21 protein-coding genes and 2 pseudogenes are annotated in these 18,684 nt (G+C 66.4%); 1 reads left to right on the forward strand and 22 read right to left on the reverse strand.

The features are described from left to right. Nucleotides 1-111: 111 nt before the first annotated feature. The 20 genes and pseudogenes from BMG07_RS02325 to wrbA form a co-directional block, all read right to left on the reverse strand. A complete protein-coding gene (locus BMG07_RS02325) occupies nt 112-2,868 on the reverse strand; it encodes a winged helix-turn-helix domain-containing protein (protein ID WP_307866835.1) in 2,757 nt (918 codons plus the stop codon). After that, nucleotides 2,861-3,511: a response regulator transcription factor gene (locus BMG07_RS02330; RefSeq protein WP_269758559.1), complete on the reverse strand. Its 651-nt coding sequence runs from the start codon at nt 3,509-3,511 to the stop codon at nt 2,861-2,863. The genes BMG07_RS02325 and BMG07_RS02330 overlap by 8 nt, the downstream gene beginning before the upstream one ends. Next, nucleotides 3,508-4,161 carry a DNA-binding response regulator gene (locus BMG07_RS02335; protein WP_198083002.1) on the reverse strand — a complete coding sequence of 218 codons (654 nt, stop codon included), beginning with the start codon at nt 4,159-4,161 and terminating at the stop codon, nt 3,508-3,510. Before BMG07_RS02335 ends, BMG07_RS02330 begins: the two co-directional genes overlap by 4 nt. Nucleotides 4,162-4,241: 80 nt before the next feature. After that, nucleotides 4,242-4,750 (reverse strand): annotated as a pseudogene (locus BMG07_RS44610) (Ohr family peroxiredoxin). Between the two features lie 46 nt (nt 4,751-4,796). Next, entirely contained in the window at nt 4,797-5,162 is a 366-nt protein-coding gene (locus tag BMG07_RS02345; protein ID WP_198083003.1) for a cytochrome c family protein, read from the reverse strand. 45 nt (nt 5,163-5,207) lie between these two features. After that, nucleotides 5,208-5,750 carry a YceI family protein gene (locus BMG07_RS02350; RefSeq protein ID WP_198083004.1) on the reverse strand — a complete coding sequence of 181 codons (543 nt, stop codon included), beginning with the start codon at nt 5,748-5,750 and terminating at the stop codon, nt 5,208-5,210. Nucleotides 5,751-5,925: 175 nt separating this feature from the next. Beyond that, nucleotides 5,926-6,681, reverse strand: a complete 756-nt coding sequence (locus tag BMG07_RS02355) for an SDR family oxidoreductase (protein WP_198083005.1) — start codon at nt 6,679-6,681, stop codon at nt 5,926-5,928. Between the two features lie 27 nt (nt 6,682-6,708). Then, the gene (locus BMG07_RS02360; RefSeq protein ID WP_198083006.1) at nt 6,709-7,188 is read right to left on the reverse strand and encodes a carboxymuconolactone decarboxylase family protein; all 480 of its coding nucleotides are present in this window, start codon (nt 7,186-7,188) and stop codon (nt 6,709-6,711) included. Nucleotides 7,189-7,365: 177 nt separating this feature from the next. Next, nucleotides 7,366-8,373 carry a bestrophin family protein gene (locus BMG07_RS02365; RefSeq protein ID WP_198083007.1) on the reverse strand — a complete coding sequence of 336 codons (1,008 nt, stop codon included), beginning with the start codon at nt 8,371-8,373 and terminating at the stop codon, nt 7,366-7,368. A gap of 97 nt (nt 8,374-8,470) precedes the next feature. Continuing rightward, nucleotides 8,471-9,067, reverse strand: a complete 597-nt coding sequence (locus BMG07_RS02370) for a peroxiredoxin-like family protein (protein ID WP_198083008.1) — start codon at nt 9,065-9,067, stop codon at nt 8,471-8,473. Continuing rightward, the gene (locus BMG07_RS41315) at nt 9,064-9,306 is read right to left on the reverse strand and encodes a hypothetical protein (RefSeq protein ID WP_269758560.1); all 243 of its coding nucleotides are present in this window, start codon (nt 9,304-9,306) and stop codon (nt 9,064-9,066) included. The genes BMG07_RS02370 and BMG07_RS41315 overlap by 4 nt, the downstream gene beginning before the upstream one ends. Nucleotides 9,307-9,466: 160 nt before the next feature. After that, the gene (locus BMG07_RS02375) at nt 9,467-10,285 is read right to left on the reverse strand and encodes an alpha/beta fold hydrolase (protein ID WP_198083010.1); all 819 of its coding nucleotides are present in this window, start codon (nt 10,283-10,285) and stop codon (nt 9,467-9,469) included. Between the two features lie 129 nt (nt 10,286-10,414). Beyond that, complete coding sequence (locus tag BMG07_RS02380) at nt 10,415-10,600, reverse strand: hypothetical protein (protein ID WP_269758561.1); 186 nt, start codon at nt 10,598-10,600, stop codon at nt 10,415-10,417. Nucleotides 10,601-10,870: 270 nt separating this feature from the next. Next, a complete protein-coding gene (locus tag BMG07_RS02385; protein ID WP_198083013.1) occupies nt 10,871-11,128 on the reverse strand; it encodes a UBP-type zinc finger domain-containing protein in 258 nt (85 codons plus the stop codon). Nucleotides 11,129-11,183: 55 nt separating this feature from the next. After that, nucleotides 11,184-12,857, reverse strand: coding sequence for an electron transfer flavoprotein-ubiquinone oxidoreductase (locus BMG07_RS02390; RefSeq protein ID WP_198083015.1), 1,674 nt, complete (start codon nt 12,855-12,857; stop codon nt 11,184-11,186). Nucleotides 12,858-13,147: 290 nt separating this feature from the next. Next, a complete protein-coding gene (locus tag BMG07_RS02395) occupies nt 13,148-13,642 on the reverse strand; it encodes an Ohr family peroxiredoxin (protein WP_198083017.1) in 495 nt (164 codons plus the stop codon). A 112-nt stretch (nt 13,643-13,754) separates the two neighbouring features. Next, nucleotides 13,755-14,447, reverse strand: a complete 693-nt coding sequence (locus BMG07_RS43875) for an OsmC family protein (protein WP_307866836.1) — start codon at nt 14,445-14,447, stop codon at nt 13,755-13,757. Between the two features lie 17 nt (nt 14,448-14,464). After that, a pseudogene (locus BMG07_RS43880) lies at nt 14,465-14,947 on the reverse strand (alpha/beta hydrolase family protein); the annotation flags it as partial. An 11-nt stretch (nt 14,948-14,958) separates the two neighbouring features. Further along, nucleotides 14,959-15,345: an OsmC family protein gene (locus BMG07_RS02405; protein WP_198083019.1), complete on the reverse strand. Its 387-nt coding sequence runs from the start codon at nt 15,343-15,345 to the stop codon at nt 14,959-14,961. A gap of 26 nt (nt 15,346-15,371) precedes the next feature. Next, nucleotides 15,372-15,974, reverse strand: a complete 603-nt coding sequence (gene wrbA, locus BMG07_RS02410; protein ID WP_198083020.1) for an NAD(P)H:quinone oxidoreductase — start codon at nt 15,972-15,974, stop codon at nt 15,372-15,374. A 406-nt stretch (nt 15,975-16,380) separates the two neighbouring features. On the opposite strand from wrbA, the gene BMG07_RS02415 reads away from it, so the two are divergent. After that, nucleotides 16,381-17,298, forward strand: coding sequence for an MBL fold metallo-hydrolase (locus BMG07_RS02415; protein WP_198083022.1), 918 nt, complete (start codon nt 16,381-16,383; stop codon nt 17,296-17,298). Between the two features lie 52 nt (nt 17,299-17,350). On the opposite strand, the gene BMG07_RS02420 is transcribed toward BMG07_RS02415, so the two are convergent. Beyond that, on the reverse strand, nt 17,351-17,719 hold the full coding sequence (locus BMG07_RS02420) for a hypothetical protein (protein ID WP_269758562.1): 369 nt from the start codon (nt 17,717-17,719) through the stop codon (nt 17,351-17,353). A gap of 49 nt (nt 17,720-17,768) precedes the next feature. After that, a complete protein-coding gene (locus tag BMG07_RS02425; protein ID WP_198083023.1) occupies nt 17,769-18,548 on the reverse strand; it encodes a sensor histidine kinase KdpD in 780 nt (259 codons plus the stop codon). Nucleotides 18,549-18,684 lie beyond the last annotated feature (136 nt).

Consider the following 18,684-nt stretch of genomic DNA (forward strand, 5'->3'; position numbering starts at 1 on the left):
CAGGGGGCGCTGCCGGGGCAACCTGAGGAGATCGGCCGGCTTGCGCCGCTCGTGCGCGCTCATCGCCGGGAGCCGGGCGCGGCTCGCTGGGTCAGGAAGGTGCGCGCCCGATCAACAAGACTTGTCACCCCCACTCGCGTGCCGGGGCATGCCCCCGATGTCCTTGTCCCGCAGCGCCGCGAGCGCCGCCACCGCGCGCTGCTCCCAGGCAACCGCGCCTTGTGCGCGCGCGACCTCCAGGGCTTGCAGGTACAGCGCCTCGGCTTCGGCGTCGTTGCCTTGCCGCTCATGGCGCAGGCCCGCGGCGCGGTAGACCTCGGCGGCGCTCCACGGTCCGCCGCCGCGCATGACGCGCGCAACGAGCCGGCCGTCCACCCAATCGTCGCAGAATGTGACGAGCATTTCGCTCAGCGGATCGTCCATCTTCGCCATCCGAAACGTGACCTCCCGGATGTGCGCGGCCCGGTTGCTCACTTCGTCCAGCTTCAGCGCGTCGTCGTAGCACAGCGCCCATTCGTGCCAGTAGTCGAAGCCCTTGGCGCGCGTCTCGCGCAGCAGGGTGTCTACCCACTCGCGCGCAGTCGCGCGTTCGCCGGCCCAGATGGCCATCGGGCAGATCCAGAACAACGCGACGCAAAGCGACATCGCATGGCCCAGCGCCTCGGCTTCTTCCACACAGCGCACGGCGGTGGCCATAGCAAGTGGCGCGTCACCTTCGATCCACAGGGTGCGCGCCAGGATGGCCATGGCCGTGGTCCGCGCGTCGGGCTGGAAAGTATTGCCCTGGCCGCGCCGCGTTGCGCCGTCGACATCCATCGCGGCCTGTGCGTTGGTTCTTGCGTCGGCGAAGGCGCCGCAGAAAAAGCTGGCGAGCGCCAGCATGCGATGCGACAGATTGCGCGTCACGTCGCTTTCCGACTCGCTGGCATAGGCGCCCAGCCGCTGCGCATGCCGAAGCGCGGACGGGTAGTCGCCGCGCGTCACGTTCAGCGCGCACAACCCCCACCGGGCCTGGAACTCGAGCGTGCCGACCTTGAATTCCAGCGCGCTCGCCAGCGCCCGCTCGCACGCCTCGGTCATGTCGGCGACGGAGCCGCCCGTGTGCCACAGCGCGTTGTATAGCGCAAGTTCCAGCCAGCCGGCGGCCAACCGGTCGGGTTGCGGCTGTGCGCGCAGATAGTCCAGTGCAGCTTGTACGCGATCTCGGTACTCGCCGACCTCCGACAGGCGGAACCACAGCGGCGCCGAGGCGACCGTCAGCGCGCCGGCGATGGCCGCGTCCTCTTGCTGCGTGAGGCAAGCGTCCAGCGCCGCGCGAACGTCGTCGAGCAGCGCCCCGTAGCGCTGCAGCCATTCGTGCGCATCCAGCGTGGCCTGGTCGGCGCCCGCGCTGCCCAGGAGCTCCAGCATGAGCCGCGCGTGGCGTCGCGCCACCAGCTCCTGCTCGCCCGCTCGCACCAGCAGCGCCTGTGCGTAGCTGCGCGTGGTGTCGAGCAGCCGGTACGGGGCGCGCGCTTCGCGCTCGGTGTCGTAGACGACCAGCGACTTGCTGGCCAGCGAGATCAGCGCGTCAGCGGCCATGTCGGGGTCCAGCTCGTTGGCCACAACGCTGAGGGCGGCCTCGACGTCGAAATGCGCGCGGAACACCGACAGCCTGCGAAACAGCAGCAGTTCCGATTCACCCAACAGGCCGATGCTCCAGTCCAGCGTTGCCGCAAGCGTGCGCTGTCGAGGCAGCGCGGCCCTTGCGAGCGTCGAATGCAGCCGCATGTGGTCGTCGAGCCTGAAGGCCAGGTCGGTCGCGGACTGCGTTCCCAGCCGCGCCGCCACTAGCTCGATCGCCAGCGGAATGCCGTCGACCCGGCGGCAGATGCGCGCAAGCGCACCGCCGCTGGCGTCGTCGAATACGCCGGCACCCGCCGCGCGCGCGCGCTCGACCAGCAGCTCGACCGCGGGCGACTGCAGCGCACGGGCCAGCGAGGCAAAGGCATCCTTGTGGATCGCCAGTGGAAGCAGCCGCAGCACATGCTCGCCCTCGACGCGCAGCACTTCGCGGCTGGTGGTGAAGATGCGCAGGTTCGGTAAAGCCACCAGCAACCGGTGCAGCAGCGGCGCGAGTGTCTCGATCATGTGCTCGCAGTTGTCCACCAGCAGCAGGGCCGCCTCGCCTTCCAGGCGTTGGATGACGGCCTGCTCGACATCGGGCACGCCGCCGCGCACACCAATTGCCCGCGCCACGGTGGTCAGCACATGGTCGCGCGAGGTCAGTGGCGCGAGGTCGATGAAGCGCACCGCGCAGCCGTGGCGCTCCCGGTAGCGCTCAGCCACGCGCACGGCGACGCTTGTCTTGCCCACGCCGCCGGCGCCCACCAGTGTCACCAGCCGGTTGTCGCACAGCATCGCGAGCAGTTGCGTCATTTCTTCGTCGCGGCCGATCAGCGCCGAGAACCGAACGGGCAGTTCGGCGGGCGCGACCTCGACGGAGGCCGCCGCCTCTGCCGCATCGGCAGTCTGCGCGAACTCGCGGCGTACCCGGCCGAGAAAACAGTAGCCGCGCAGTGGGACGTTCGCAATCCATTCGACGCAGCCGTTGTCGTCGTCGGGCTCGCCGAGCGCCTTGCGCAGCATCGACATCTGAACGCGGACGCTGGCTTCCTCCACCACAACGTCCGGCCAGACTGCTGCCAGCAACTGGTTCTTGTCGACGACTTCGCCCGCGCGCTTCAGCAGCTCGAGCAGGAGGCCGATCGCCCGCGAGCCCAGCCGTACCGGCTGGCCATGGCGTTCGAGCCTGCGCTGCTCTTCATGTAGCACGAAGGAGCCGAAGCGCCACAAGCTGGCGCCGCTCTCCCGTGCGACCTCAGGCACGGACCAGCCCGCGCTGCGTCGCCTCGACCGCCACCTGCGCGCGCGAGCGCACATGCAGCTTTTCGCAAATCCGCGAGACATGCGCCTTCACAGTGTTCGCCGAGATGTCCAGCTTTCGGGCGATGCCCTTGTTGCAGTCGCCCATCACGAGAAAGCGCAGCACGTCTTCCTCGCGGGCCGTGAGCCAGGTGTGCGGAGGGCTGCTTCCGAAGAGGATCGCCGAGCGCTTGCAGAGGTAGCGCGCACCGCCGCGCGCCACATGGCGGATCGCGTCCATCAGCTCGCAGGGATTCGCGTCCTGGAGCACATAGCCGTGCACGCCACCGTGCACTGCCTGCATGACTTCGCCCTCTTTGTCGCGGCGTGTCATGACCACGATGCGGGGCGAGGGGCGGTCGTGCGCGCTGGCGTCCGCCGAGGCCAGCAGGCCGAGCGCACAGGCATAGTCCGCAACGACGACGTCGACAGCGTGCGCTGCTGTGTCGGTGCGCGGGCCAGCCTGCACGTTGAAGTCGGGCTCCTGACCAATGAGCGCGACGAGGCCGGCCATGACGAGCGGGTCTGCGTGGCAGATGCGAACGGTGAGATTGGAGGAGGAGATCATGGCAATGGCAAATGAATGGGTAAAGTGCTTGAGGGTCAAGCCGCGAGCGAGTTGATGCCGTGCGCGCGCACTTCGTCCGCCAAAAGGCCGCGGCGCGTTGCCTCGGCGATCGCGCCGGTACGCGTGGGCTCGCCGAGCTTCGACAGGATCGCCTTCACGTGGGTTTTGACGGTGCCTTCGCCTATGCCAAGCAGGCGGCCGATGTCCTTGTTGCCCAGGCCGCGCGCGATGAGCTGCAGAACCTCGAGCTCGCGCGCCGTGAGAATGGCTTGGACCAGCGTGTCCAGCAGTCGATCGGCGACGGAGCGCGACAGATACCGTCGGCCCGCGGCCACGCTGCGGGCCGCATCCAACAGCTCGTCGGTCGAGCAGTCCTGCAGCAGGTAGCCGCGAACGCCTGCGTCGACCGCGCGGCGGATCTGCCAGCTGCGCTCCTGGTCGGTCACCACCAGGACGGCGGCGGGCGTCCTGCCACGGCGCGACGACGGTTGTGTCGCGCGCAGGATGCCGGTGGCGTAGTCAGTCACGAGCACGTCGGCGTCTTCCACGCTTGACGGCCGCACCGCGAAATCGGTGCTGCAGCGAAGCAGCGATGCGATGCCCGTAGCCACGTAGGGGTCGTGGTGCGCGATCGCCACTTGGATCGGCGGCGAGGATGGGGTGTAGAGGGTATGGGCCGGTGTTGCCATGAACTCGGGTCCTTCTGAAGTCATGGAGCGAGTTTGGGCAAACGGCGCCGTGAAGGCCAGTTAAAGCCTGTCAATCCTTGTTATGGTGCAGCCACCGGGCGTGCCAGCGCCACGATGCCTGTGATGCCGCTGCGAGCCATCTTCGCGTAGGGGCAGTAGCGCTCGGTGCTGCGCACCAGTTGCTCGGCAAGGCTTTTTTCGACGCCTGGCAGGTACACGGCGACGTCGGCCGTGAGCATGAAAAGCCCGTCCATCGGATCGCGCCCGAACACCACGGACACCTCGACACGGGCGCAGACAGCGGAACCCCGCTGCGCGTTGCCAGCAATACCAGCGCGCCGTGGAAGCATGCCGCGTACGCGGCGGCGAACAACTGCTCCGGGTTGGTGCCGCCACCTTTGCCACCGAGCTCGTGGGGGAGCCGCAGCGCGATGTCGAGTTCTCCGTCGTCGGAGCGCGCAACGCCCGAGGCGCGCGCGTGCGCCGCTTCGCCACCGGTGACCGTGACCTTGGTCTCGTAGATCGGCTGGAACTGCGCGCCGTGGTACCGGTCCAGGAGGGTCACCGGCGGCGCGTGCAGCGAGTGCATGAGGGGCGACGGCTTGGTGGGCATCGTGTGGCGGTTTTCTCGTTGGCTATTTAAGCGAGGCCAGATAGGCGATGAGATCCGCGCGCTGCTTCGCATCGTCGAGCCCGGCATAAGGCATCACGTTGCCCGGCACGGCCTTCTGCGGGTTGGCGATGTAGGCGTCGAGTGTCTTCGCGTCCCACGTGTAGCCCGCGCCTTTCATGGCGCGGCTGAAGCGGAAGCCGGGGGCACTGCCGGCCAGCCGTCCGTTCACGCCCTGCAGGCTCGGGCCGACGCCGACGCTACCGTCTATCGAATGGCAGGCGGCACACTGGGCGTAGGCCTGCTTGCCCGCGGCGACGTTCTGCGCACCGGCATGGAAGGCGAGAAGAAGCAAAGTGGGAATGAGCGCAATAGCTCGCAAGGCATTCATCGTCGAGTCCTCAAGGTGTTTGCAGTTCGAACGCGGCGCTGATGATCAAGCTATGTCCTCGCCGATCTGTGGCAGTGCGGCCATCACGCCGTAGTCGCTGCGACGCAGCGTGCCGCGAATATCGAAGCCGATCGTGTAGACCTGCTTCACCGGATTGATGCCGGCGCCCACGAAAGTGGCGTCCAGCGTGATCTCGCGCGTCACGCCGTGCAGCGACAGCTTGCCGCTCACCAGGAAGCGGCGGTGCGCCAGCGACAGCGGCGTGGTCGAGGTAAACGTCATGTCCGGGAAACGTTCCGAATCGAGCCAGTCCCGGCTTCGCAGTTCGGCGTCAAGCACGCTGCTCGAGGTCGACACGTTCGCGACGGGCACCGACACCGCGAGGACGCCCATGCCAAGTTGCTCCGACGCAAGGTCGAGTGCGCCAGCGGGGCGCAAAAACTCACCGTAGTACGTTGAAATGCCGAAGTGCGACACGCTGAACAGGACGCGCGTGTGCGCAGGGTCGAGCAGGTAGCTGCCGCGGCGCACCGCATGCAACTCGGGCGAAGCAACCATCGGTGGTGGGAGGGAGGCGGTATCGGTCATGTCAGCTCTGGGCATGGGTTCTCAGGGTCTGCAGCGGTTGCGTGCCGGGCTGGCAGCCGCTGCCGCGGCGGCTCGTGCGACAACCACCGCACGAGAGGGGACGCCCGTTCGAGGGTGGCTTCATCGGGGCCGGACGCAGCAGAGGCGCTGGCTTCGGCACGCAGTCAGCAGAAAATCAGCGCGGCGCCTTGGGCAGAGCGAACCAGGCCGCGAAGTCGAGCGCGCCCAGTCGCGGGCTGGGACCCGGCACGAGGGTGTCGTCCTTCAGCTCGGCGCCGAAGTAGCGTGCGTGAACGTCGGGCACCACGGTGCGCGGGTCGTTCGTGGCCTTGAGGTAGCGCGCCACGAGGTCCGACAAGCGCACGCGCTCCGGCCCGGCAATCTCGACCACGCCGTTGAGCGGCACGCCCACTGTGAATGCGGCCACCGCGTCGGCCACGTCGTCCGACGCAATCGGTTGCACGAAAGCGGGCGAGAGGTGCACGTTGTCGCCGTCGGCGCCCGACTGTGCGATCGATCCGAGGAACTCGAAGAACTGCGTCGAGTGGACGATGGTGTAGGGAATGCCCGCGTCGCGGATGAGTGCTTCCTGTGCGATCTTGCCGCGAAAGTAGCCGCTCTCGCTCAGCCGGTCGGTGCCGACCACCGACAGAGCGACGTGGTGCCGAACGCCGGCCTTCGCTTCCGCGGCCAGCAGGTTGCGCCCTGAGGTCTGGAAGAACTCGAGCACAGCCTTGTCCTCGAAAGAGGGCGAGTTGGCCACATCGAGCACAACCTGCGTGCCGGCCATCGCTACGTCCAGGCCTTCACCGGTGATGGTGTTCACGCCCGAGGCCGGCGATGCCGCCACGACCTCGTGGCCGGCTTGGCGCAACCTAGTGACGACTTTCGAGCCGATGAGGCCGGAGCCGCCGATGACAACGATCTTCATGATGGTTTCCTTCTTTTCAGTGAGGGGTCAGGCGAGCTTGGCCTTGTCCAGGCCAAAGATCTTGTCGGACGAGCCCGGCACGGTCTTGAAGGCGAGGTTCAAGCGGCTCCACGCGTTGGTGGACATCACCAGAAACGTGAGGTCGGAGATTTCCTTTTCCGACAGCTGCGTGCGCACGCGCTCGTAGATGTCGTCGGGCACACCCTGCTCGGGGAGCTTGGTGAGCACTTCGGTCCAGGTCAGAGCGGCGCGCTCGCGTGGAATGAACAGCGTGGAGTCGCGCCATGCAGCCAGATGCAACAGGCGCAGCTCGCGCTCGCCCTGAATCTTGGCTTGCTTCACGTGCATGTCGAGGCAGAAGGTGCAGCCGTTGAGCTGCGAGGCGCGAATCGACACCAGATTGCGAATCGACTCCTCGATGGTGCCTTCCTTGATGGCGTTGAGAAACTCAACGAACTTCTTGAAAATCACGGGAGATTGCTCGGTGTATTTGACGCGTTGGGTCATGAGTTGGTCCTTGGAGAGGAAGTGGCGGAGGCCTGGGTTCGGGGCGCCCGGTGTACCGGCTAGCGAGAATTCGCGAGAGAGGCACTTTGATCGTAGGTTTGGCACCGGGCGGGCGGAAGGCATGCGCGCGGCCGCACGATGTTGAGCGATTCGCACCAATCGGTGGTGCGCACTGACTCAAAGAATGATCTCGTTCTCCGGCTCAGGCAGGGCTGGCAGGTCGGACTCGCCGATGAATGCCTTCAGCTCGCGTTCGATGGTTGTCGCGATGAGCGTGATCGGCACGTCGTTGGCGCTCCCCTCGAACGGGTTCTCGGTACTCTCGCCGACCTGCTCCAGCGAGGTGTACATCCACGAGATCGTCGCGCTGAACGGAATCACCAGCCATACCATGCCGCCCTGCATCAGCCCGCTGATACCTTCGTTGAGTTTGTCGAATTCCTTCAGCAAGCCGAAGGGCAGAAGAATGCAGAAGGCCCAAACGAACAGTGTGTTGATGACGGCGTATTGCCTTGGGTACGGGAAATTCTTCAGGCGTTCCGCGCGACCCTGCTGGTCGATGAAATCCTTCAGCGGCTTGTTGAGCTCGATGTAGGCCGTGAGCGAGATGGCGTCCTCGTCGAGCAGGCGCTTCAACGCGCGGCTCTGGAGCCAGAGCACTTGCATGGCCTTGTCCCGAACCGAATCGACCTGGCTGCGTTCTTCCGCCGAGAGGTGCTTGCGCAGCTCGTCGCCCAGCGGCGTCTCGCGCTCGGCGATGCGGTAGAGGTTGCGGTACTCCGCGTTCGATGCTTTCTCCATCGTCTCCCACGGCCTCGGGCTGCGCAGCTCGTAGCGCAGGCAGGTAAGCCACGCCACGTGGCGCGCGATCAGTTCGCGGGCATCGCCGGGGCGTTGCACGAAGCCGCGCACGCTGGTGCCCCAGAACCGGCTGCTGCCGAGGATCGAGGTCCAGAGATGCTGCGCTTCGACGGTGCGGTTGTAGGTCTGTACATTCTTGAAGCCGACGATGAACGAGGTCGCCGTGCCAAGAAGGCCTACTACCGTCAACGGAATGGTGAGCCATCGCATGCCGAGCACCTGGTAGAGAACAACAGGCAGCATGCCGACCGCAAGAAGAAGGTAGATCTGGCGCCTTGTCCAGACGATGAATTCGGTGACTTTGTAGGTTTTACCTAGGTGCATGGTGGCTCTCCCGGGAATGGGCAAGCGCGGGCCGCAGGTGCCAGATGGCCCCGCGCCCGCGACGCATGGGCTGGATGGAAGGGGGCGTATGCGACGGCTAGACCTGCATCCGCAGCGCTTCAATGGCAGCGAGGACCTCGAGCGGCTCCGCGCGCATGCGCGCGTCTTCCTCGATCAGCGAGAAGCGGATGGCGCCCGTGTTGTCGATCACGTAGGTCGCGGGCACCGGCAGTACCCACTGCCCGTTGCCGTTGAGCACGGGAATGTCGGTGCCGACGGAGCCGTAGTAATCGACCACGTCAGGATGCAGCGTGTAGGCCAGTCCGAAGCCGTTGGCCGCTTCGAGCTCGCAGTCGCTCAGAACCGTGAACTCGAGCGCGTTCTTCTGTGCCGTGTCCGATGAGTTTTCAGGCGTCTGCGGCGAAATGGCCAGCAGCGTGGCGCCCAGGCGCTCGAGTTCGGCCACCTTCAACTGCCACGCCCGCAATTGCAGGTTGCAGTAGCTGCACCAGCCACCGCGGTAGAAGACGATCACCAGGGGGCCACGCCGCCAGACGTCCGACAGACGCACCCGTTGGCCCATTGCATCAGGCAGGGTCACGTCGGGTGCCGGGTCGCCAACACGCCTTGCGCGAGCTGCGATGCCGGTGGCGTCGAATACGTCGTCGGCCTCCGTGGGCGTGACTGCGCTCATCGCTGCCCCTTTTCGGGCCCATGCCCAATACCGAGGGCAACGCCGAGCGCGCTGCAGAAGACGCCGATTGCATCGCCGGGCGCTTCCTGCAGCGCTTCGGAGGCGGCGACTACAGAGCCAGCAGCAGCTGCGGCGATCACGACAGCTGTGCTTGCGATGGTCTGCAGCCGGTACCGCCAGTTTCCTCGTTCGGTGTGCGCTCTGGTGGGCGGTGTTGATGTCTGTCGGGGGGATGTCATGGCGGGTCTCCTGGAGCGATGGATCGCCGTCGGCGGCATCGGCGGCGGCCCGTCAAGCGTAGTGAGTGCCGCGCGGCGCCGGTAGGCCGGCAGGGGGGACCACGGTGTTGCTCCGCGAGCACCAATGCATTGCAGGTTGCTCCGAACTGTGCGCCTTGGCTCAGTGGCGTGGCGCCTTCGCGTCGGCCGCCTCGACGATGAGGCGACTTACCGGGTTCGGGTTGGACACCATGACCACGTGCGAAGCGCCCTTGACCACCACCGTCTTCATCGACTTCGCGCGGTCGGCCATGAACGACAGCGCGGCTGGCGGGATGTTCTTGTCGCGGTCACCGTAGATGAACCACGACGGCACGGTCTTCCATGCCGCAGCGGTCGCCGGCTCTCCCAGTGCGCCCTCGGTGATAGGCCGCTGAGCCACCGCCATCAGGAGTGCTGCGCCGGGCGCGACGTCGGCGGCGAACTGGCTGGGGAACTTGTCTTGCTGGATGTAGAGGTCTTTGCCGCCGTCTGCCAAGGTCACGGGCGGCGCGAGCGTGGGCCCGAGCGTGCTGCCCGGGAACTTGCCCGAGAGGTCGGCCGCCGATTCGCCCGGCTCAGGTGCGAACGCCGCCACGAAGACCAGCGCCTTGACGTTGGGCTGGTCTTGCGCGGCGGCGGAGATCACCGAGCCGCCGTAGGAGTGCCCGACCAGCACGACCGGCCCCTTGATCGAGCCTACGACGCCGGAGACATAGGCCGCGTCGGATTTCACACCACGCAGCGGGTTGGCTACCGCGATGACCGGAAAGCTGCGGGCCCGCAGGTTGCGCACCACGCCGTCCCAACTGGCTGACTCGGCGAAGGCGCCGTGGACCAGCACGACCGTGGGCCGCTGTGGGGACGTGGCTTGCGTGGCCGCGGTGGCAGGGGTGGCGAGGTGCATTGCCATGAGGCCGACGGCCACGAAGCCGCGTGCGAGTTGCGAGAGTTTCTTCATCTTGATTCCTTGGGTTGGGTGGCCTGGGAAGGTGCTTCGCACTTGGTGCGAAGCCGGTCTTGAGCGAAGGCGTAGGCGCGTCGCCTTCGCTTGTCCTGAAGGTTGTGAGGTCGTTGGCGGGCGCGCTGATCAGCACGCAGCGGCATCTTTCGTGTGCGTGTTCGCGCACACCCGCTTCATCGGCGCGGGTTGCGAGCCGGCGGCCGAGCAAATATCCTGAGGCGGGGCGGGCACCGATGTCGCCGCCGTGGCCAATTTCAGTTCGGCAGCGGCGGTCGCGCCGCCCGCGATGGCGGTGGCGGCGGCCACGGTCACCAGGCACACGCTCATGTAGCCCCATGCAACGCGAGGTCCATGGCGGACGGTGTCGGCGATGCCGCCGGGAGGAGAGTGCAATGTGTCATGGAGGGTCCCGATAAGGCCCCAGGGCCTTCACCCCAGGGCGACTGGGGCGCCGGTCCGCGAATATCGCGAGACGGATCGATGCTAGGTTTGGCTTCCCTGTGCGGGTAGCCCTGCGCGAGGTACGTCGGTGTTGCACGCGCGGCATCAATGCCGGCGCTCACACAGCTGCATGCGAAGGCCTCACACAAGCGTCTTGTCGATGTAGCACCAGCGCCAGTCTTCGCCGGGCTCCGCGGACCGCACGACAGCGTGGCCCGTCGCATGGAAGTGGCCGGTGGCGTGCTTGTGCTCCGAAGAGTCGCAGCAGCCCACATGGCCGCATGCGAGGCACATGCGCAGGTGCACCCAGCGGCCACCCGTTCGCAAGCAGTCCTCGCAGCCCGCGGCCGAGGGCTGGACCTCCTGGATCTGGTCGAGATGCGTGCAGTTCGTGGTCATTCGTTGTCTCCGTGCGGCGCTGCCGCGTGGTGGGGGGAAGGAAAGCGGTTCATGGCTACATCGCGGTGTAGTTGGGTCCATCGCCGCCTTGCGGCGCGGTCCACACGATGTTCTGAGTCGGGTCTTTGATGTCGCAGGTCTTGCAGTGCACACAGTTCTGCGCGTTGATCTGCAGGTAGTCCTGGCCCTTGTCGTTCTTGAGGAATTCGTACACGCCCGCCGGGCAGTAGCGGCTCTCAGGTCCCGCATAGGTGCGCAGATTGAGCGCTACGGGCACGGCCGCGTCACGCAGCGTGAGATGAACCGGCTGGTCTTCGGCGTGGTGCGTGTTGCTCAGGTAGATCGAACTCGCCCGATCGAACGAGAGCTTGCCGTCGGGCTTCGGGTAGGCGATGGGCTCGCACAGGTGGGCGGGATGCAAGGCCGCATGGTCCGGGGTCCGCCCGTGCAGCGTCCACGGCGGCGTGCGCAGGCCCAGGCGTGGCATGAGCCATTGCTCGATGCCCGTCATCAACGTGCCGACCACGCTGCCTCGCTTGAACCAGAGTTTGAAGTTGCGCGACTCTTGCAGCTCGGCATGCAGCCAGCTGCCTGCGAAGGCCTGCGGATAGGCTGCGAGTTCATCGCGCGCGCGCCCCGCGCGCAGCGCGTCGCACACGGCTTCGGCCACCAGCATGCCGGTCTTGATGGCCGCATGACTGCCCTTGATGCGGGCCGCGTTCAGGTAGCCCGCGTCGCACCCCACCAGTGCGCCACCAGGAAACACCGTTTTCGGCAAACTCTGCGGCAGGCCGTTGTTGATAGCTCGCGCGCCGTAGCCGATGCGCGTGCCGCCTTCGATGTGTGCGCGCACCGTGGGATGGGTCTTCCAGCGCTGAAATTCCTCGTAGGGGCTGAGCCAGGGGTTGCGGTAGTCGAGCCCAACGACGAAACCCAGCGACACGCGGTTTCCCTCGTGGTGGTAGATGAAGCCGCCGCCGAAGGCGTCGTCAGCCATTGGCCAGCCGGCCGTATGCACTACCAGGCCTGGTTTGGCTTGCGACGCATCGACGGTCCACGTTTCTTTCAAACCGATGGAATAGCTGGCGGGGTCGCGCCCTTCGGCAAGGGCGAAGCGCTCGATCAGCGTGCGCCCGAGCTGCCCGCGAGCGCCTTCCGCGAAGACGGTGTATTTGCCGCGCAACTCGACGCCTGGTTGGTAGGCTGCGGTCCGCTCGCCGTTGCGCGCGATGCCCATGTCGCCTGTGGCCACGCCGGCGACGCGGTTCCCGCTGTCGAACACGACTTGCGTGGCGGCGAAGCCCGAAAAAATCTCGACGCCCAACTCTTGCGCATGTTGCGCGAGCCACTTCACCACATTGCCGAGGCTGATGACGTAGTTCCCATGGTTGCGAAAGCACCCGGGCACCAGGAAGTTGGGTGTGCGCCATGCGCGCCGCTCGCCAAGAAACAGGAATGCGTCGGCAGTCACGGGCTGATCGAGCGGCACGCCGAGCTCCTTCCATGTGGGCAACAGTTCTTCGAGTGCCCGTGGGTCCATCACCGCGCCCGAGAGAATGTGTGCGCCTGGTTCGCTGCCTTTTTCGACCACCGCAACCGCAGCCCCCGGGTTCAGCTGTTTGGTGCGGATGGCGGCGGCCAAGCCCGCGGGACCGCATCCCACGATCACGAGGTCGTAGTCGAACTTTTCGCGTTCGACGGCGAAGGAGGGCGGGAGGGGGCTGGTCATGCGACGTTCCGTGTCCGTTGGAGGGGGCGCCTTCCGCCCGTCGCATTGCCGTGTTGCTGATCGGATTTGCGCGGGGGTTCCGCGCCGACGTGAGTTCGTCCCGTGCACGAACGGATGGAAAGTGCACGCCTCATTACAGCCGCCTCGGCAAACTGACACCCGTCATCTTCGTTGCGGCGGGCGGAAGGCAAAAATCTGAAGCTGATCGTAGGTTCGGGCGGCGTGCACCGGTAGGCCCTTGGCGCGGACCGTGGTGTTGCTCGCCACTCACCAATGCGCAGCTGGCGGTATCACACGAACTTGACCGTCGCATTCATGCCGACGCGCGACATCTTTGAATAGGGGCAGATGCGTTGCGTCTCGGCGACGAGCGCGGCGGCCTCGCAGGCGTCCATCTGAGGCAGGCTCACTTCGAGCTCGGCGACGATCAGGAACAGTCCGTCCACTGGGTCGCGCGCGAACGAGACCGTGGCTGCGATGTCGATGTGCGGCGGAAGGCGCATGCGCTTCGACGCGGCGGCGATCGTCATGGCGCCGTGGAAGCAGGACGCGAAGCCCGCTGCGAAAAGCTGCTGCGAGTTCGTTCCGCCGCCGTCGCCACCCAGCTCCTTGGGCTGGCGCAGGACGAGGTCGAGGTTGCCGTCGTCCGAAACGGCCCGGCCGGAAGCGCGCGCATGCCGCGCCTCGCCACCGGAAACGGCGACCGTGGTGGTGTAGAGCGGCAGTATCCCCTCGCCACTGTAGGGCGCGAGAAGTCCGGCGGGCGGGGTGGCGAGCGAGATCATGGTGAAGGCCCTTATGGTGCAAGTGCGGCTCGTTGCCGTCTGGGAGCGATTTCATATGCGATGCGCAGCCTCGGCACCGCGAACGTGACCCAGGCTGGGCCTTCTTCGGCGCTCATGGCGGGGTTTCGAATGCAACCGGATCGAAGCTCGTGCCCTGTGCGAGCGTGCGGTGCACCGGGCATCTCTGGGCGACCTCCAGCAGTTGAGCGCGCTGCGTGTCGTCGATTGCGCCCTCGACGGCTACCGTGCGGCTGAAGACATCGGCAGGCGAGCGGTTCCTGTCACGGCGGTGATTCACTGCGGTGCGGATGCGCGTCACCGGCCAGCCCTTGCTGTCGGCATGGTGGCGCAGCGTCATCGTGGTGCAGGCGGCGAGCGCCGATGCCAGCAGGTCGTAGGGCGTCGGGCCCGAACCGAGGCCGCCTGCCGTCTCGGGCTCGTCGGCCAACCACCGCGAACCGCCTGAGCGCAGCGCGAGCTGGAACTTGCCGAGTCCTGTCTCTTCGGCCAGGGCATCCGCGGCTTTGGCCTGCGATACCTGCGGCTGAGGCAAATAGCGCAGCGCCCATGTCGCTATCAGGCTGGCCACATCCTCCGCATCGTCGCGCCGCGACAGGAGGTGGTCGGCATCGTCCAGCGAGACATAGCTTTTGGGATGCCGGGCAGCGAGAAAGATACGCGTGGCGTTCTCGATGTCGACGATCTGGTCGCGCGGCGCATGCAGAAGCAGCAGCGGACGGCGCAGCGCCGCGATGCGCGCGCCCTGGTTCTGTCCGCGCAGGTCGTCGACGAAGGCCTTGCCCACGGACAGTGGCCGTCCAGCCACCTGCACGAGCGTTTGTGCTTGCGTTTCAAGCCGCGCCAGGCCTCGGGGTCAAGCAGGCGCAGCACGTGAGCGATGTCGAACGGCGCCGCGATGGTCGCCACCGCACGCGCGCTCGCGATGCCGCTCGTTGCCGCGAGCATTGCCGCACCGCCCAGGCTGTGGCCGATCAGCAGTTCAGGCGGCATCCCTGCTGCCTGCATTGCGGCCGCAGCGGACTCCAGGTCCTGCACGTTGAGGCTGAAGCTTGAATCGGCAAAGCTTCCTTCGCTCTCGCCGAGCCCGGTGAAGTCGAAGCGCAGCACGCCGATGCCGGCGCTCGCGAGCGTGCGGGCAATGCGCACGGCCGCGAGATTCTTCCGGCCGCAGGTGAAGCAGTGCGCGAAGAGCGCCCAGCCGCGCTGTATGCCCTCCGGCATCTCCAGGGTGCCCGACAGGCGATGACCTTCGTGGTTGGGGAATTCGAATGGACGGGTGGGCATGCGGTGCTCCTTCAGTCCAGGGTCGTACGAATTCGCAGGCCCGACTTCAGCGAGAGCGTGACCGGCGTACGCTCGGCAACCTCGGCCAGCCTTGCCTTCTGCGCTTCGTCGAGGCCTTCGATGCGCAAGGTGCGCGCCACTACCGTCGTGTTGTCCTCGCGCGAAAGCCGTAGCTCCACCTGCACTGATTCGAGCGGCCAGGCCTTGAGGTCTGCATACATTCGCAGTGTGATCGCGGTGCAGGCACCGAGGCCCGCGATGACGAGGTCGTAAGGCGAGGGGCCCGCGTCGTTGCCGCCGAGCGACAGCGGCTCGTCTGCGACGAAGCGGTGTCTGTCGCCGACCTCGATCTGTGTAAGGAAGCGGTCACGCCCGATGCTGGCGATGCCATGCGTCATAGAACCCTCTTTTCTCGCGGAAGTTGTCACTCCGCCAGCCGGGCCGCGAGCCTTGCCACGTGCTCGCCCTGGAAGCGGGCGATGGAGAGTTCATTGGCAGATGGCGTGCGCTGACCATCGGAGCCGGCCAGCGTGCCCGCGCCGTAAGGCGAGCCGCCGGTGATCTCATTCATGTTCGTGAGGCCGCTGCACGAGTACGGTACGCCGGCGATCAGCATTCCGTGGTGCAGCAGTGTCGAATGAAACGAGGTAATGGTCGTCTCGTGGCCGCCGTGCTGTGTGGCGGTCGAGGTGAACACGCTGCCAATCTTGCCGATGAGCGCGCCCGTAGCCCACAGGCCGCCGGTCTGGTCGAGAAAGGCGCGCATTTGCGTGGCCATGTTGCCGAAGCGCGTGGGCGTGCCGAACAGGATGGCGTCGTATCCAGGGAGCTCTGCAACCACGGCGAGTTCCGCGGCTTGCTCGGCCTTGCCTCCGGCTTGATGCAGAGCGTCTGCGGACATCGTCTCCGGCACTCGTCTGAGGACCACTTCGCTGCCGGGAACGCCGCGCGCGCCTTCGGCGACGGCCTGTGCCATCTGCTCGAGATGGCCGTACATGCTGTAGTAGAGAACGAGGATCTTGCTCATGGTGATGTGGAGAAGAGAGTGGAAGAAAGCAGTTGCCGCAGGGGATCGTAGGAAGACAGGCGCCGCGCCGGTAGAGCGTTGCGAAGGCGCATGGTGTTGCCGTCGCGGCACCAATGGCCGCACCGACCGCCACACCAATTGCCGTGCATATCGGGTGGCCTCGGGCATGCTCGGGGCACGACCGGCTGGTCTTGCATGAACATCGCATTTGGTGCGTATCAGGCACCACCGTGAGCCCTTTGGCGTACCTACCGACAAGGGGTTCCGCTGCCTAGGATCAAAGACACACGGCGCTGCGCCGTGATCGAGCCAGACGACAACCCCACGTGTCGAACGGCAATCTGCAGCCAGCCATTTGGCTGCCTTGGTCTGGCCTGCCGGACCATCCTTCAGGAGATTTACCGTCATGTTTTCCGTAGATGAAACCTTGCATTCCAGCCGTCAGAAAACCGCCGACCTGGTTCCGTCGCGCTATGCGCTGAGCATCGGCGAGATCGATGCGCTGGTCGTCAGCGATGGCGTGCTACCGCTGCCGGCCTCGACGATGGCCACCAACGCCGACCCGGCCGACCTTGCGAACTGGCTGAAGCGCATGTACATGCCGCCGGACAAGTTCGACTGGCCGTTGAACGTGATGGTGGCTCGCAGCGGCGCGCAGACCATCCTCATCGACGCCGGGCTGGGCGGGCAGTTCGCGGGATTTCCGCGTGCCGGACAGTTCCCCCAGCGGCTCGATGCCGCCGGCATCGATCTCGAGTCGGTGACCGACGTGATCCTCACGCACATGCACATGGACCATGTGGGCGGCCTGCTCGTGCCCGGGGTGAAGGAGCGGTTGCGTCCCGATGTGCGCATCCACGTGGCCAGGGCCGAAGTCGAGTTCTGGATTTCGCCCGACTTCTCCCACACCGTCATGCCGAACCCGGTGCCGGAGGTGCTGCGCGCGACCGCCACGAGCTTCTACAACGAATACCGCGACCAGCTGCGGATCTTCGAGACCTCGCACGAAGTGGCGCCGGGTGTGACCGTTCGTCTCACCGGCGGCCATACCCCCGGGCACAGCGTGGTTGACTTGGTGTCGGGCGGTGAACGGCTGATGTTCGCCGGCGACGCCATGTTCCCGGTCGGGTTCGACCACCCCGACTGGCAAAACGGTTTCGAGCACGATCCTGAAGAAGCAACCCGCGTTCGCATCGGTCTTTTCCAGGAACTGGTCAAGACCGGCGGGCTGCTGACGGCAGCGCACCTGCCGTTCCCGTCCGTCGGCCGGGTGGCGCTCGACGGTGACGTCTATCGTTGGGTGCCGGTGATCTGGGATTTCTGATCGCCCCCCGGTAACGCCCGGCTTGTGTGCCGGGCGGTTCGCTTATCGCGCTTCAGTCTTGCGAGAAGGTGTCGTCGCGCCAGCACAGCGAAGACAGGACGACACCTTCGCCGTCGATCTCGAATTCTTCCGGCAGCGGCCCGTCGATCTGCTCGAGCTGCACCGCGCCGGCGAGCCGGCCACGCAATTCGTTCGCCCAGGCGTCACCATTTGCCATCCAGGCGAGGCTCGTGTCGTCACCATCAAGCGAAGGTGCGAGCATTACCACGACGCGCATCGCGCCCGCGTCGCTCGCGCCCTCGGGCTGGATGGCCCACAGGCGCAGGATGGCGGGGGTGGCGTCGTACCAGTCGGACAGGATGCTCGATGTCCGCGCGCTCTGGTGGCGTGCGTCAAGAGAGGGGTCGAGGGTGATCTTCATGTGCTGCGATCGTTGAACGCCGAGGCGTCGGGGAATGAAGCCGCGACGCTCAGGGGCGGCTACGGCGGTGAAGAGGAAGCCACACGCTGAACTCGGCGCCGCGGCCGATGCCCGCCGACGTCGCTTTCACAAAGCCGCCATGCGCGACCGAGAGGCCGTGCACCAGCGCAAGGCCGATGCCGAAGCCGCCGTGAACGCCGTTGGCGGCCGAGCCGGCCTGGCTGAACAAGCCGAAGACATGCGGGAGGAATTCGGGCGCGATGCCACAGCCGTTGTCCGCCACGCACAGCCGCGCGAAGCCGCTCTCCGAAGAGAGGCGAACCACCACTTCTGCGCCTTCCGGCGAGAACTTCATGGCGTTGTCCAGCAGGTTGCCCACGATCTGTTCGAGCCGCACGGCATCGGCGTGGCAGAGCAGTGGATCGACGGATCTGAGTTCCGTTCGGATGCGCCCGGTGCTCCAATTGGCCCGCAGCGCGGCAACGAGGCCGAGTGCCAACTTGCCGAGATCGACCTCCGCGCAACGCAGCGCAAGCTTGCCGGTACGCACGCGCGAGAAGTCGAGCAGGTCATTGATGATGCGCGTCTGGTTCTCGACGGCGCGCTGAATTGATTCGGCGATCGTGCGGACGTGCGCGGATGCGCTCGACGCAGGCAGCCGTTTCAGCATCCGCGCGTTCATCTGGATCACGTTCAGTGGCTGTTTGAGCTCGTGCGACACGAGGGCCAATGCCTGGTCCCGGCTTGTGCAGCGCCATGCCGGCGCAACGCGGGGATCGTGGGCGATGTCCAGGGCGCCTGGCACGCCGGGCATGGATTGAAGGTTCATGGGGTTCGGTGCGATGGCGACATCAGGTGTTTGTGACCGGCACGATCGTAGGCAGCGGGCCCGCGCGGCGGAAGGCATGCGCTGCGGCGCATGGTGTTGTTGCGCAGGCACCAATCGTGACTGCATCGATGCCTTG

This window comes from Variovorax sp. E3 (genome assembly GCF_016082275.1).
GTDB lineage: Bacteria > Pseudomonadota > Gammaproteobacteria > Burkholderiales > Burkholderiaceae_C > Variovorax.

Coding starts and splice junctions, on each gene's coding strand:
- BMG07_RS02360 (WP_198083006.1), bottom strand. CDS start 7,188: ATGACCCAACGCGTCAAATACACCGAGCAATCTCCCGTGATTTTCAAG.
- BMG07_RS02405 (WP_198083019.1), bottom strand. CDS start 15,345: ATGACGCATGGCATCGCCAGCATCGGGCGTGACCGCTTCCTTACACAG.
- BMG07_RS02385 (WP_198083013.1), bottom strand. CDS start 11,128: ATGACCACGAACTGCACGCATCTCGACCAGATCCAGGAGGTCCAGCCC.
- BMG07_RS02395 (WP_198083017.1), bottom strand. CDS start 13,642: ATGATCTCGCTCGCCACCCCGCCCGCCGGACTTCTCGCGCCCTACAGT.
- BMG07_RS02370 (WP_198083008.1), bottom strand. CDS start 9,067: ATGAGCGCAGTCACGCCCACGGAGGCCGACGACGTATTCGACGCCACC.
- BMG07_RS02345 (WP_198083003.1), bottom strand. CDS start 5,162: ATGAATGCCTTGCGAGCTATTGCGCTCATTCCCACTTTGCTTCTTCTC.
- BMG07_RS02415 (WP_198083022.1), top strand. CDS start 16,381: ATGTTTTCCGTAGATGAAACCTTGCATTCCAGCCGTCAGAAAACCGCC.
- BMG07_RS02375 (WP_198083010.1), bottom strand. CDS start 10,285: ATGAAGAAACTCTCGCAACTCGCACGCGGCTTCGTGGCCGTCGGCCTC.
- wrbA (WP_198083020.1), bottom strand. CDS start 15,974: ATGAGCAAGATCCTCGTTCTCTACTACAGCATGTACGGCCATCTCGAG.
- BMG07_RS02425 (WP_198083023.1), bottom strand. CDS start 18,548: ATGAACCTTCAATCCATGCCCGGCGTGCCAGGCGCCCTGGACATCGCC.
- BMG07_RS02390 (WP_198083015.1), bottom strand. CDS start 12,857: ATGACCAGCCCCCTCCCGCCCTCCTTCGCCGTCGAACGCGAAAAGTTC.
- BMG07_RS02335 (WP_198083002.1), bottom strand. CDS start 4,161: ATGGCAACACCGGCCCATACCCTCTACACCCCATCCTCGCCGCCGATC.
- BMG07_RS02420 (WP_269758562.1), bottom strand. CDS start 17,719: ATGAAGATCACCCTCGACCCCTCTCTTGACGCACGCCACCAGAGCGCG.
- BMG07_RS02350 (WP_198083004.1), bottom strand. CDS start 5,750: ATGACCGATACCGCCTCCCTCCCACCACCGATGGTTGCTTCGCCCGAG.
- BMG07_RS02365 (WP_198083007.1), bottom strand. CDS start 8,373: ATGCACCTAGGTAAAACCTACAAAGTCACCGAATTCATCGTCTGGACA.
- BMG07_RS02355 (WP_198083005.1), bottom strand. CDS start 6,681: ATGAAGATCGTTGTCATCGGCGGCTCCGGCCTCATCGGCTCGAAAGTC.
- BMG07_RS41315 (WP_269758560.1), bottom strand. CDS start 9,306: ATGACATCCCCCCGACAGACATCAACACCGCCCACCAGAGCGCACACC.